The sequence below is a fragment of the Pseudaestuariivita rosea genome (genome assembly GCF_017592335.1).
GTDB classification, from domain to species: Bacteria; Pseudomonadota; Alphaproteobacteria; order Rhodobacterales; family Rhodobacteraceae; genus Parasulfitobacter; species Parasulfitobacter rosea.
The window spans coordinates 1-13,347 of record NZ_JACNMP010000056.1; the positions used below are offsets into that span (position 1 = coordinate 1).

9 protein-coding genes are annotated in these 13,347 nt (G+C 57.9%); 3 read left to right on the top strand and 6 right to left on the bottom strand.

The features are described 5' to 3' along the window. Positions 1–194 precede the first annotated feature (194 nt). From H7848_RS18960 to H7848_RS18980, 5 genes are all read right to left on the bottom strand, one after another. Entirely contained in the window at positions 195–2,018 is a 1,824-nt protein-coding gene (locus H7848_RS18960) for a M3 family oligoendopeptidase (protein WP_208354470.1), read from the bottom strand. Between the two features lie 313 nt (positions 2,019–2,331). Then, on the bottom strand, positions 2,332–3,924 hold the full coding sequence (locus tag H7848_RS18965; protein ID WP_208354472.1) for an ATP-dependent DNA ligase: 1,593 nt from the start codon (positions 3,922–3,924) through the stop codon (positions 2,332–2,334). Next, positions 3,921–4,937 (bottom strand): ligase-associated DNA damage response exonuclease, encoded by a 1,017-nt coding sequence (locus H7848_RS18970; protein WP_208354474.1) that lies wholly within the window; start codon positions 4,935–4,937, stop codon positions 3,921–3,923. The genes H7848_RS18965 and H7848_RS18970 overlap by 4 nt, the downstream gene beginning before the upstream one ends. A gap of 80 nt (positions 4,938–5,017) precedes the next feature. Further along, positions 5,018–5,419 carry a DUF2147 domain-containing protein gene (locus tag H7848_RS18975; protein ID WP_208354476.1) on the bottom strand — a complete coding sequence of 134 codons (402 nt, stop codon included), beginning with the start codon at positions 5,417–5,419 and terminating at the stop codon, positions 5,018–5,020. A gap of 57 nt (positions 5,420–5,476) precedes the next feature. After that, complete coding sequence (locus H7848_RS18980) at positions 5,477–5,767, bottom strand: SCP2 sterol-binding domain-containing protein (RefSeq protein WP_208354478.1); 291 nt, start codon at positions 5,765–5,767, stop codon at positions 5,477–5,479. 410 nt (positions 5,768–6,177) lie between these two features. Here H7848_RS18980 and H7848_RS18985 point away from each other — a divergent pair, with 410 nt between their 5' ends. Beyond that, positions 6,178–7,032, top strand: a complete 855-nt coding sequence (locus H7848_RS18985; protein WP_208354480.1) for an alpha/beta hydrolase family protein — start codon at positions 6,178–6,180, stop codon at positions 7,030–7,032. A gap of 56 nt (positions 7,033–7,088) precedes the next feature. On the opposite strand, the gene H7848_RS18990 is transcribed toward H7848_RS18985, so the two are convergent. Beyond that, entirely contained in the window at positions 7,089–7,718 is a 630-nt protein-coding gene (locus H7848_RS18990) for a TetR/AcrR family transcriptional regulator (RefSeq protein ID WP_208354481.1), read from the bottom strand. A gap of 378 nt (positions 7,719–8,096) precedes the next feature. Between H7848_RS18990 and H7848_RS18995 the strand changes: the two genes are divergently transcribed. Together H7848_RS18995 and H7848_RS19000 are read left to right on the top strand one after the other, a co-directional pair. Then, on the top strand, positions 8,097–12,182 hold the full coding sequence (locus H7848_RS18995) for an ExeM/NucH family extracellular endonuclease (RefSeq protein ID WP_208354483.1): 4,086 nt from the start codon (positions 8,097–8,099) through the stop codon (positions 12,180–12,182). A gap of 93 nt (positions 12,183–12,275) precedes the next feature. After that, the gene (locus tag H7848_RS19000; RefSeq protein WP_208354485.1) at positions 12,276–13,091 is read left to right on the top strand and encodes a VanW family protein; all 816 of its coding nucleotides are present in this window, start codon (positions 12,276–12,278) and stop codon (positions 13,089–13,091) included. Positions 13,092–13,347: the final 256 nt, after the last annotated feature.

Below are 13,347 nucleotides of genomic sequence, written 5' to 3' on the forward strand. Positions count from 1 at the left end.
TCTCCCGAAGGTCCATCGAAAGTGCCTTACCCACTGCTCGCCCTCCATCTTGTGGTCGGCGACAGTGAATCAGCAAAATAAGCCTATGTGAATCCCCCTTGATTCAGGTCGATTTCATCACGCTCTAGGGGGCAGCGCCCCCAATCGCACGCAGTGCCAGAGGAAATGCGCGCCTTGGGGCGCGCTCCGCTGGATCAACCATCCATCGCCTCAAGCTCATCGATCATACCACTGATCATGCTCAGGCCTTTGTCCCAGAACGTCGGATCGCTGGCGTCCAGGCCAAAGGGGGCCAGCAGATCTTTGTGGTGCTTTGATCCGCCGGCTTTCAGCATCTCAAAATACTTATCCTGAAACCCCGCGCCGTTTTCCTCATAAACAGCATAAAGCGCGTTCACCAGACCGTCGCCAAAGGCATAGGCATAGACGTAAAAAGGCGAATGCACGAAATGCGGGATATAGGCCCAGAATGTCTCATACCCCTCCATAAACTCAAACGCGGGCCCAAGGCTTTCGCCTTGAACGCTCATCCACAACGCGTTGATGTCATCCGGCGTCAGTTCGCCATTCTGCCGCGCGTCATGCAGTTTGCATTCGAAATCATAAAAGGCGATCTGGCGGACGACGGTGTTGATCATATCCTCAACCTTGCCCGCCAGCAGCGTCTTGCGTTCCTCCTGCGTATTCGCCGCGTCCAGCAGTTTGCGGAAGGTCAGCATTTCGCCAAACACACTCGCCGTTTCCGCCAGGGTCAGGGGCGTCGAGCTCAGCAGCTCACCTTGCCCCGCCGCCAGCACCTGATGCACGCCGTGACCCAGTTCATGGGCCAGGGTCATGACATCGCGCGGCTTGCCCAGATAGTTCAGCATCACATAAGGATGCACTTCGACGACCGTCGGATGCGCAAAAGCCCCCGGTGCCTTGCCAGGCTTCACACCTGCATCGATCCAGCCCTTGGTAAAGAACGGCTTGGCCAGATCGGCCATGCGCGGATCAAAGGCGCCATAGGCCTCCATCACCGTTTTTTCCGCGTCATCCCACCCAATGATCCGCGTGTCCTCCATCGGCAGGGGTGCGTTGCGGTCCCAGACCTGCAGCTTGTCCAGACCCAGCCACTTGGCTTTCAGCTGATAATAACGATGCGACAGCTTGGGATAGGCGGCCACAACCGCATTGCGCAGCGCCTCGACCACTTCGGGTTCCACATGGTTCGACAGATGCCGCCCGGTCTGTGGCGTGGGCATGCCGCGCCAGCGGTCCTCGATCTCTTTTTCCTTGGACAAGGTGTTATGAACCCGCGCGAACAGCTTGATGTTGCTGTCAAAAACCCGCGCCAATTCCCGCGCGCCGCTTTCGCGTTTCGCACGATCCTGATCGGTCAGCAGGTTCAATGTGCTCTCAATCCCCAGTTCTTCGCGATCCACATCAAAGCTGAGCCCGGCGATGGTTTCGTCAAACAACCGGTTCCAGGCCGCCGCACCGACGGTGGACTGGTCGTGCAGGAACTTCTCTAACTCGTCCGACAACTGATAGGGCTTCATCGCGCGCAGCCGGTCGAACACGGGCTTGTACCGTGCCAGATCGGCATTTTCTGCCAGCAGTCCTGCCAGATGATCTTCGTCCAAACGATTGAACTCAAGGCCATAGAATACAAGCGGCGTGGTGAAACCTGTCAGCGTGTCCTGCATATCGGCCATGAATTTGGCGCGGTCTGCATCGGTGGTCTGCTGGTAATAGCGCAGCCCGGCAAAGGACATGATCCGCCCGCCAATCACGTCAATCTTTTCATACCGCTGGACGGCCTGCAGTAACCCCGCCGCGTCAAGATCGGCCAACTTCCCCTCATAATCATTGGCAAAATCGGCGCAGGCTTTTTCCAGCCAGTCCAGATCACGCTTAATCTCGGCGCTGTCGGTCGAAGGGTAAAGATCGGTCAAATCCCATTCAGGCAGATCACCCAGATCATCGTGACCCCCCGAAGGCGTGGCGTCGAAAACAGGGAAAGGCAGGTTCAGCATACGGGCACCTCGTTAAGCATGCGTGGTGGAACAAATAGGGCACAAATGATGGCGATTGCAACCCTATGGTGTCGTTAAACTAGCCCGGTTTACGCCGATATCCCGGTCAAACACGGAACTGTCAACAGTGCTGATCGGCGCGGAGTCAAGCCGAAGGCGCCGTGCCATCGTCGGCCCGCCTCCACGGGTCGGCGATTTTGCCAGCGACACAAGCCGCTGATTTTTCTGATGTATTTTTCTGCCATAAAGCGCATCAGCAGTCAAAACAGATCGCCCACCCGCGGGCCGTCGATGGCACGTCTCAGCCCACGCATTAACCATACATCTGCAGCATCTCTTTCAAATCGTCCAAGGTATTCGCCTGATCCAACGGCTTGTCATGCCGCCAGCGGGACATGCGGGGGAACCGTAGCGCGACGCCGGATTTATGGCGCGGGCTTTCCTGAATGCCCTCAAAGGCTATCTCGAATACATGCTCGGGCTTCACCTGCCGCACCGGGCCGAAGCGCTGCAAGGTGTTCTTCTTAACCCACTGTGTAATCTGGCGAAATTCGGCGTCGGTCAGGCCAGAGTACGCCTTGGTAAAGGGCACCAAATCATTGCCATTCCAGACCGCAAAGGTGAAATCGGTGAACAGGTTCGCCCGGCGTCCGTGGCCCGATTGCGCATAGATCATCACCGCATCGATCGTCAGCGGATCGACCTTCCACTTCCACCAATCACCTTTCTTGCGGCCCGACAAATAAGGGCTGGCGCGGCGTTTCAGCATTAACCCTTCTGACCCCAGATCGCGGGACCGTTCGCGTTCAGTGGCCAACCCGGCCCAATCCGCGGCCTCCACCAAGGGTGACAGCTTCAGCGGAATGTCCGGGGGCAGGGTGGCCACCAGCGTTTCCAACTGTGACCGCCGGTCCTGCATCGGATGATCGCGAATATCCTGCCCTTGCCATTCCAGCAGATCATAGGCCTTGATCACCACTGGCGCCTCGGTCAGCAGTTTTTTCGGCACTGTCTTGCGCCCGATCCGCTTTTGCAGCGCGTTGAAGGGCAGGGGGCGGTCGTCCTGCCAGGCCAGAACCTCGCCATCGATCACGGTGCCCTCGGGCACAAAATCGACCAGCGCGGCCAGTTCCGGAAAGCGGTCGGTCATCAGGTCTTCACCCCGCGACCACAGAAAATGCTGCCCGCCGCGCAGGATCAGTTGCCCGCGGATGCCGTCCCATTTGCGCTCGGCGAACCAGTCGTCGACCGGGCCTAACTCCGCGGGCGCATCATCCAGTTGGTAGGCCAAGTAAAACGGATAAGGCTTGGACAGATCAGCGGTCGGATCATCAGACAGGATCAGATCCTGATATGTCGTCGTCTCGGGCGTCCAGTTGCCCATCAGTTTGTGCGTCAGTTCGGGTTCCGGCTGATCCGTCGCCTGCGCCAGCGCGCGGGTCATCAGTTTCTGACTGATCCCGATGCGAAACCCGCCAGTCATCAGCTTGTTGAACAGAAATCGCTCGGTCGGCTCAAGCTGATCCCAGGCGGCCAGGATGCCGGATTTGCGATCCTCTTCCTCCCGCACGCCAAGCTGTTTAATATAATTGATCCAGTGGGTTAAGCTGCGATCCTGATGGTTTTCAGCGGGCGGCAGGACCAGTGCTATGGTTTCAGACAGATCGCCGACGATAGGATAGGCTTCCTCAAACAGCCACAGTGGAATGCCCGCGTGTTCGGCGGCCCATTCGCGCAGGCGCGTGGTGTTGATTGCCCGCTTCGGGCGGCGCGACGAAAACAGCGCGATGCACCAAAGCTTGTCATCGTCGGGGGCGGTGGAGAGGTATTCCGCCATCGCGGCGACCTTCGTGTTCGTCTTGGTCGTCTGGTCGATGCGGGTGAAAAGCTGGGCAAAGTCTTTCATTCCGCGGCCTCAGTCTCGGTCTGATCCAGCGCCTCGCCTTCGTATTCGGTTTCAACAATCCGTGCATCGTACCCCTGTTCGGCCAGCCAGCGGCGGAATACGCTGGTGTAGCCGTGGGTCACGAAAATCCGCTCGGCCCCGGTTTCGGTGATCGCGGTGTTCAACCCGTCCCAATCGGCATGGTCTGACATCACAAAGCCCCGGTCCGCCGCCCGCCTGCGCCGCACCCCGCGCAGCGCCATCCAGCCCGAGGCAAAAGCGGTGGAATGTGCCCCGAACCGCCGCGTCCAACCGCCGCCAAAGCCCGAAGGTGGGCAGATGACCAGCGCGCCGGGGTAATCCTTGATCTTCAGATCAGGTCCGGCATAGACCGTTTCGGGCAGCTTCAGTCCCTGTGCGCGCAGCACGTCATTGGTGTTTTCCACCGCGCCATGGGTCAGGATCGGGCCGATGCTGGCATCCACCGCGCTAAGAATCCGCTGCGCTTTGCCCAGGGCATAGGCCCCCAGAACCGAGGTCCGCCCCGCCGCCGCATTCTGCCGCCACCAATCGTTGATCTGACCGATCACATCCGCCTGCGGCTGCCACTTGAACACCGGCAGGCCAAAGGTGCATTCCGTGATAAAGGCGTGGCATGTAACAGGTTCAAAAGGTTCGGAAAATCCGTCTGGCTCGATCTTGTAGTCACCCGAGACAACCCAGATTTCGCCTTTATGTTCGATCCGTATCTGTGCCGATCCAGGGACGTGGCCCGCCGGGTGAAACGACACAGTTACATCGCCGATTTGTCGTGTCTTGGAATAGCCGATTGTTTCAAGGCTGATGTCACCCAGCCTGTGTCGCATCACTGGCGCGGCGGCGGCCGTCGCCAGATAACTGCCATGGCCTGGCCGCGCATGATCAGCGTGACCGTGCGTAATCAGCGCACGGGGCACGGGCCGCCAAGGGTCGATATAGAAGTCGCCCGCGGCGCAGTAGATGCCCTTGTCAGTGAATATCAGCAAATCGCCCATGGGCGATCATCATAGGGTTTTTCCCGCAGTCTTCAAATCGGCAACCAAGGCCCCAACGTGTCTGCCGGGGCCAAGAGCCGTTACCGCAGTTTCTGCCAGCGGAACTTGCGGCAGAGCAGGGCGTTTGCACAGGCTTCGGCCCGAATGCGGTTGCCGTTCATACGAAACGTCAGATCAAAACGGCGATCACGCCGTGGGTCCCAAATGGTGCCCCCGGTAAACTCGCCGCTTCCTTGGTGTACCATGTTTCGGATGATGGTCTTGCCGATGTGCGGATACCCCGCAACCGGCCTGCCGTCCGTCCCGATGGCCTGTGCGATTGTTGCGCAATAGGCATTGCCGCACCGCGCAAACTGTACATTCAGATGGTCCACACCATTGGTGCTTGATTTGTGAAGACGCCAAAGGCCCGACGGGTCATTGGCGTAGGTTGTGGTTGCTGTTGCGATGAACAGCGCCACAATTATGGCAATCTTTTTCATCCTTCCTCCCAGTCAACTCAGTACAACCAGGCGGAAAAACAGATGTGCCCGGCGGCGTTATGCTAGGATAGAGCCCAGTTTCATGGCAAGCGCCATGTCACCTTCTATCTTCAATTTTCCCGTCATATAGGCAGTTGTTGCATTGACGCTACCATCCTGAAGGCCCTGTAAAGTCTCGGTATCGGTGATGACGGTCAGATCGGTGGGTTCGTCGCCCGCACGGGCTCCGTCACCGTCCATGACAAAAGATCCTTCGTCCTCGATCACAAATTTGACCGATTGATCCAGATCGCCGGGCGACAGCTTTTCGTTCATTGCGGCGACGGCTTTTTCGATGACTTCACTCACGAGAGTATTCCCCTTGCAGTTGATAGCGACCCGGAATGGGATCGTTTCATATGTGGTCTTGTGACAGACCTATCTGTCTTTGTGCATCCTTAGTCGGCGAAAGCCTGCGGATCAATTGTTTCATATCACGCGACAGTGGTTTGACTTGAGATCCCATAGCGCGCTGTATGTGTATTGCGCGTAAAACACCTCCCCCAACTAATGGCACAGGCATATGCGGTTTCCTGCCCAAGACAAGCCTGACGTTACGACTTTTATCGATTTGTCTATATAAATACTAACAAAATCTTAATTTACACGCAAACTGGATCTTTCGAATATATGACATTTTATATGACAATAACATTGTACTGGCAGGAAAAAGCGTTAACACTGGGGTTAATATAAACCATTCAGCGGTTGCGCCAGATATGGATCAAACGACCAGCTTTTCCGAACCGGTCCGAATTGCGGATACCCAGGCGGTTTTGCGGGGCACTCTGACCATGCCAAACGTCACGCCCCACGCGACTATCGTGCTGAATGGCGCGACCGGAGTGCCGCATCGGTTTTATGGTGCCTTTGCGAAATGGCTGGCCGACCATCACAACATCGCCTGTTTGACCTATGATTACCGCGACTTCGGCGCCTCGGTCACCGGGCCGATGCAGCAGTCGCGGGCGATTATGGCGGACTGGGGTGTAACGGATCAGCAGGTGGCGCGGGATTGGCTGGATCAGCGGTTTCCTGATGTGCCGCTGTGGGTGATTGGTCATTCCCTGGGCGGCTTCCTTTTGCCGTTTCAGCGGCGGCTGGATCGTATCGCCCGTGTCATCGCCGTGGCCAGCGGGCCGGTGCATGTGTCAGACCATCCATGGCCCTATCAGGCAATGGCGCGTCTGTTCTGGTATGGGCACGGCCCCGCGCTGACGCGGATGCTGGGCTATCTGCCGGGGCGGTTTTCGGGCCTGGGTGAGGATCTGCCGGCAGGCGTTTACCTGCAATGGCGGCGCTGGTGCACGTCACGGAATTTCTTCCGCGCGGATTTCGGGCGCACACTGCCGCAGCCCCGGTGGGCGGGTGTGACGGCGCCGGTCAAGCTGGTGGCCCTGGTCGATGACCCGGTGACCCCGCCACATTGCGTGTGGAAGCTGAAAGAATTTTACAGTGGCGCACCGGTCGAGACGCTGTCCATCAACCCGAAAGCCCATGGTCTTGGTCGTGTTGGGCATCTGCGGGCGTTTTCCCGAAAGAACGCCGCGCTTTGGGATGATTTGATTGGCTAGAGCGCCGCGGGTTTCATGAGGTCCCGGATCAAGTCCGGGACTGCGCAGTAGGTGATTTAAAGCCCGTGAACCAAAGACCGCACCAGCCGCAGCATGATCTTTTGCGCCATCTCGGGGGACAGGTTCTGATCGTATCGCATCCGGCGCCAGCTTTCGAAGGACAGTGCCAGATCAATTGCTTCCAGCAGTTCGCCGTCGCCGGACAGGTCGGCGGGCAGGACCGCTTTGATCTGCGCCCGCTCAATCGCGGCGGACCGGCGATAATTTTCCATCAACACTTCCGACCGGAACCGCCGCAGGTCCGCCGACATCTTGACCGGCAGGATCTTTTCATAAATCTCGGCCCGTTTCGCCACGGCCTCTTCCAGCTGATCCTTCCAGTCCGTGCTGACATAGGGGCGCAACAGAATGGGCATCACCTCGGCCTCGATCTGTTCGGTCAGATCGCGATAAAGGCTCTCCATATCTTCGATATGACGAAAAACCGTGCGCAGACTAAGGCCCGAGGCCTCGGCCAGTTCCTGCGACCGGGGCAGAAAATTGCCCTGACGCACCAGCTTCATCAGCGCATCGGCGATCTGCTGGCGGCTGCGCTGGCTGCGCAATCGACGTCCATCCTGTTCACCGGATTTGGTATGAACCGCTTCAGACGCATCTTTTGGGGACTGGACTACTTTATACTGCATTGTTTCATCCCTGATGTTACTGACCGACTACGCATCAATATATTGTCTAACGGTGTTACAGTAAAATTATCCATAAAATCCAGAATTAATTGGTGTTTTTAGATATTTTGTCGTGGCTACGTCAAAATATTGAAAAGCCTGATCTGCGGCGACAATGAAATTGTTTCATATACGACAACAAAACTGACCTCAAAACTACAGAAACAACCCAAATCCATGCGCAAGTTTTCGCCTGCCCGGGGTCCAATGAAAACAGGCACTTCGCTACATGCCCGCCGCTGTTTGATCCGTGATCATTCTTTTGTCGTTGCGACACAAAACTGAAACACAGATGCTTCACCTATTCCCGGACTTTCCAGCAACCGCAAAGGACAAAAAATGGCTTCGCTTCCTCGAAATTATCTTTTTGGCACGCAGGACGATGATATGCTGACAGGCACTTTGAATGGTGACTTTCTGTTTGGGTTTGGTGGCAACGATACAATCGATGCCGGTGCCGGAAATGATTTCATCTTTACCGGTCGCGGCGATGACGTGATCCGCGGCGGCGAAGGCAGCGATTTCATATCGGGCGGTCGCGGCTTTGACACGGTGACCTACGAAGGATCGGTGCGCGACTATAACATCAGCCAGCGCGGCTGGTTGTTCCCGACCGTCAGCGTGGCGTTGCTGGATGACACCGGCGCCGTTGTGGAAACCGACACCCTGAAAAGTGTTGAGGCGATCACGTTTGAGGCTGACAATTTCACCCTGTTCCTGGACGGTCGCAACAACGCGGTTCTGGCCGATGACGACACAGCGACCACGGGCGAAAACGAGGTAGCCGAAATCGCGGCGGCTGATCTGTTGGCCAATGACATCGACTTTGACGGCGATGATATCCAGATCGTGTCAGTCGATGGCAGCAGTGCGGCGGGCGGCACGGTCAGCTTTGACGGTGTGACCGTCACCTATGACCCCGTTGCGGTGTTTGATGCACTGGCCGAAGGCGAAACGGCAACTGACACCTTCACCTATATCGTCGATGACGGGCAGGGCGGTCTGGACACCGCCACTGTCACCGTGACGATCACCGGCGCCAACGACGCGCCCGAAATCGCGGCCGAGGTCGCCGTTCAGGTCGCCGAAAACAGCACAATGGTTCCGGCCAATATCATGGCGACCGATGTCGAAGGGGACGCGCTGACATTTTCAATCACCGGCGGGGCCGATGCCAGCCTGTTCCAGATTGATCCGACCACCGGCGCACTGTCCTTTGTCGCAGCCCCTGATTTTGAGGCCCCCGGTGATGCCGATGGCGACAATATCTATACTGTCACCGTTGCCGTGACCGACGAAAACGGCGCGGTGGCCGAAGAAACCATCGACGTCACCGTGACCGATGTGGACGAAGCTCCGGTCAACCCTGCGCGCATCAACGAAGTCCACTATGACAACGCAGGCGGCGACGAAGGTGAGTTCATCGAAATCCGGGTCGAGGCGGGCAGCGATGTCTCGGCCCTGTCGGTTGAGCTTTATAATGGCGCGAATGGTGAGGTTTACCGCACGGTCGACGTGTCCACCGGCACCCAGACGACCGATGGCACCTTCGACTATTATGTCCTTGATATCGCAGGCATTCAGAACGGTGCCGCCGATGGTATTGCACTGATCGATGGTGGTGATGTTGTCGAATTCCTCAGCTATGAAGGCACTCTGACCGCCGAAAATGGCACAGCCGCCGGTCAGACCTCAACCGATATCGGTCAGTCCGAGGGCAGCGGCACACCCATCGGCTTTTCGCTGCAACGGGGCGAGGGCGACACATGGGATGCCCCCCGCGAAGACACCCGTGGGCAGGCCAATGATGCCGAACCGCAACCGCTGGTCATCAACGAACTGGCGGTCAGCACGTCTGGCACCGATTGGGAATTTGTCGAACTGTTCGGTGACCCCGGCACATCGCTGGACGGTTTCAGTCTGATCCAGGTCAGCGGCGAAAACCCCGGCGAAGTTCTTAGCGTCATCGACCTGTCCGGCCAAAGCATTGGCGACAATGGCTTTTTCCTGGCCGCCAGCGATCAGGCACAATCGACATTTGGTGTCACGGGTGATGAGAATTTCGCCGACAACACGCTGGAAAACACGCCATCGACCTTTATTCTGGTCGAAAACTTCGACGGCGCCGCGGGCGATGACCTTGACCCCGGCAACAGCGGCACGCTGGATCTGGGCGCGGGCACGGTGCAGGACAGCGTCGCCCTGGTCGATGACACGAACCCGACCGTCTATTCCGATGTGGTGATTGGCCCCGATGGCACCTTCCTGGCCCCAGGTGCGGCCCGCAGCGAAGATGGCGCGGGTGAATTCGAAATCACGCCCTTTGGCGATGACACCGGTTATAGCCCAACGGCCGGCGGCACCGGTAGCGGCGGCGGCGAACCGACCCAGGTTCTGATTTCGCAAATTCAGGGCGAAGGGGATGCCAGCGCGCTGATCGGCGAACAGGTGTCGGTCACCGCTATTGTGACTTACGTCGATGAAGACGGCTATTTCATTCAGGAAGAAGATGCCGATGCCGACGGCAATGCGGCAACCTCGGAAGGGGTCTTTGTCTTTACCGGGCGCGGCAACACGGGCGATATCGCGGTCGGCGATCAGGTCACGGTCGTGGGCCGGGTCGACGAATTCAACGGCGAAACCCAGATCAACAACGCCAGCGCCACGGTTCTGGCATCCGATCAGGAATTGCCCACCGCCGCCGCCGTTCTGTTGTCGCCCAATATAACCCAGGCCGATTATGAAGCGGTCGAAGGCATGCGCGTGTCCGTCACCAGCGGTACAGAAGACGCGATGACGGTGATCGAAAACTTTGAACTGGGTCGCTATGGCCAGATCACGATCAGCGCAGGCAGTCAGACGCAGCCCACGCAGTTGTTCGACGCCGAAACGCAGGCTGACGAAGTCGCAGCATTGGCCGAAGATAACGCCAACAATCGTCTGGTTCTGGAAGATGGCGTGCGCGCTCAGAACCCCGATGGGTTCGAATACATCCCCGTGACAGCGGATGAGGGCGACAATGGCAACGGCTTCCTGGATGCAGGCGATGATTTTTCCGCAGGGGCCACGCTGCGCCTTGGCACCGAAATTATCGAGGCGGTCGAGGGCGTTATGACCTTCACCGACAATGGCGGCGGCACTAATGCTGAATTCCGCGTCATTGTCGAAGATCAGATCACCATCGACCCCGACACCAACAGCGGCGCCCGCGAAGCCACGCCCGAAGATGTGGGCGGCGACCTGCAGGTTGCCAGTGTCAATGTGCTGAACTATTTCACGACGCTGAACGATGGCAGCCAGACAGGCCCGGACGGTGATCTGAACCCGCGTGGTGCCAGAACGGCCGAAGATCTGGAACGTCAGACCGACAAACTGGCCGATCAGCTGGTGACCACGGGGGCCGAGGTTCTGGCCCTGCAAGAGCTGGAAAACAACGGCTTTGGCGCGGATGGGGCGATCTCAACCCTGGTCGACGCCATGAATGCCGAGGCCGCAGGTCGCGGTCTGGATGTCGATTATCAGTTCGTTGATCCCACCGGCGGCGTGGGCGATGGTTTTATCGGTACCGATGCGATCACCACTGGCATCGTCTATGACGCCAACGCGGTGACGCTGGTGTATGCTGACAGCTATGTGTTCGATGAGGCCTCGGCCCAGGCCACGTTGGATATCGCCGAAATCCTGAACCCTTATTCGCCACCCGACGATCAGGTTCTGGACCTGCAGCGCAACCGCCCTGCGACTGTTGCGACATTCCAGTGCAATGAAACGGGCGAATTCTTCACCGTCAGTTCCCTGCACAATAAATCCAAGGGTGACAGTGACTTGCAGGATGTCGTTGATAACGCCCTGGCCGCCCTGGCCAACGGCGATGTGCCGCCCGATCAGGTCGCGATCGTCGAACAGGCGATTGCCGATCTGCAGGCTGATCCGAACTTTGATCAGGGCGATGGCCAGGCCTATTGGAACGCCGTGCGCACCGATGCGTCCGAAGAAATCACCGCGTTTCTGGAAAACGAATATCTGCCCGTCGCCAGCGCTGCCGTGGGTCAGGACGTGTCTGAAAACGTGCTGATCATGGGCGATTTCAACGCCTACGCGCAGGAAGACCCAACGCAGTCGATCCGGGATGAGGGCGGCTATGTCGACGTCATCGACGAATTTGTCGAAGGCGGTCAGGAAGATGCCTTTAGCTTTGTCTTTGACGGGCAGCAGGGCACGCTGGATCAGGCCTTTGCCTCGGACGGATTGGCCGACAACATCACCGGCGCGACTGAATGGAACGTGAATGCCCCGGAACCCGGTCTGTTGGGCTATTCCACCCGTTTCGATGACCCGGGGTTTTATAGTGACGACGTCTATCGTGCCGCCGACCATGACCCGTTGATTGTGGGTCTGGACCTTGACCCCGGCCTGACGGTCTAACACATCCGCGCCGGTCCCGGTTTTGGGGCTGGCGCTTTTCTTTTCTGGCTTCTTGTGTTTTGACGTTCCTCATTCTGATGAACGGATTGTCTTTTGAAGTCACCCCGCAAACCCCTGACATCCTATCACCCGGCCTTGCATCAGGCCCGCGTCTGGCAACGGCAGGCGGTCCGATGGGCGCGGTGGTACTGGGGGCGCGAGGATTTTGCGACAGACCGACAGAGTGACCTGCTACCCAACAAGATATATCGCCATCAGTCCAAACTGCGACGTTCTCTGGCGGATGATCCGCGCGAAAATCTGTGGCAGGATAACAAGATACACAACCACTCCCTGGCGATCCCGCATCTGAACGGCGTACTGATTCACCCCGGCCAGACGTTTTCGATCTGGCGGCTGGTCGGCCGCCCCACGGTTCGGCGCAGGTTTAAAGAGGGGATGGAGCTGCACCTGGGCCGCGCCCGCGGCGGCATCGGCGGGGGGCTGTGCCAGATCGCGAACCTGATCCACTGGCTGGCACTGCATTCGCCCCTGCAGGTCACCCAACGCGCCAGCCACAGCTTCGATCCCTTCCCCGATCAGGGCCGCGTGATCCCCTATGGCACGGGGGCCGCTTTGTTTTACAACTATATCGACCTGTGGCTGTTCAACCCCACGCAAACGACGGTGCAATTGCACCTGTGGATGACCGATACGCTGCTGAACGGTGAATTCAGATGTGACGGCGCGCATCCGCATCGCTATCACGTCTATGAAAAGAACGCCGGTTTCACAAAATCCGGTGACACATGGTTTCGATATAATGAAATCTGGCGCGATACCTCGACCAAGGGCGAGGCGCCTGAAGTGCTAAAGTCAGAAAAGCTATATGCCAACCACGTCCGTGTTTTATATGAGCCTGAGCTATAGTTTGCGCTACGCGCAATTGGGGCTTTGCCCCAAACGCCAGAGTATTTTACCCAAGAAGAAGATCATAAGCGTCACCGCCTTCTTCTTGGCAAAAGTACTCCCGCCGGAGACATAGAATCTCTAGAGCAAGATGAGATCAGGTTGAAGCGTATCCTGAGTTGACAAGGTAATTCGCACATTCCTGCGGGGTGAAGCGGTCGAGCAGCTTACCGATCCTGCGCCATGTTGCCTCTATCGTGCGTTCGGCGGCGTCTCG

Coding starts and splice junctions, on each gene's coding strand:
- H7848_RS18960 (WP_208354470.1), bottom strand. CDS start 2,018: ATGCTGAACCTGCCTTTCCCTGTTTTCGACGCCACGCCTTCGGGGGGT.
- H7848_RS18965 (WP_208354472.1), bottom strand. CDS start 3,924: ATGAAAGACTTTGCCCAGCTTTTCACCCGCATCGACCAGACGACCAAG.
- H7848_RS18970 (WP_208354474.1), bottom strand. CDS start 4,937: ATGGGCGATTTGCTGATATTCACTGACAAGGGCATCTACTGCGCCGCG.
- H7848_RS18975 (WP_208354476.1), bottom strand. CDS start 5,419: ATGAAAAAGATTGCCATAATTGTGGCGCTGTTCATCGCAACAGCAACC.
- H7848_RS18985 (WP_208354480.1), top strand. CDS start 6,178: ATGGATCAAACGACCAGCTTTTCCGAACCGGTCCGAATTGCGGATACC.
- H7848_RS18990 (WP_208354481.1), bottom strand. CDS start 7,718: ATGCAGTATAAAGTAGTCCAGTCCCCAAAAGATGCGTCTGAAGCGGTT.
- H7848_RS18995 (WP_208354483.1), top strand. CDS start 8,097: ATGGCTTCGCTTCCTCGAAATTATCTTTTTGGCACGCAGGACGATGAT.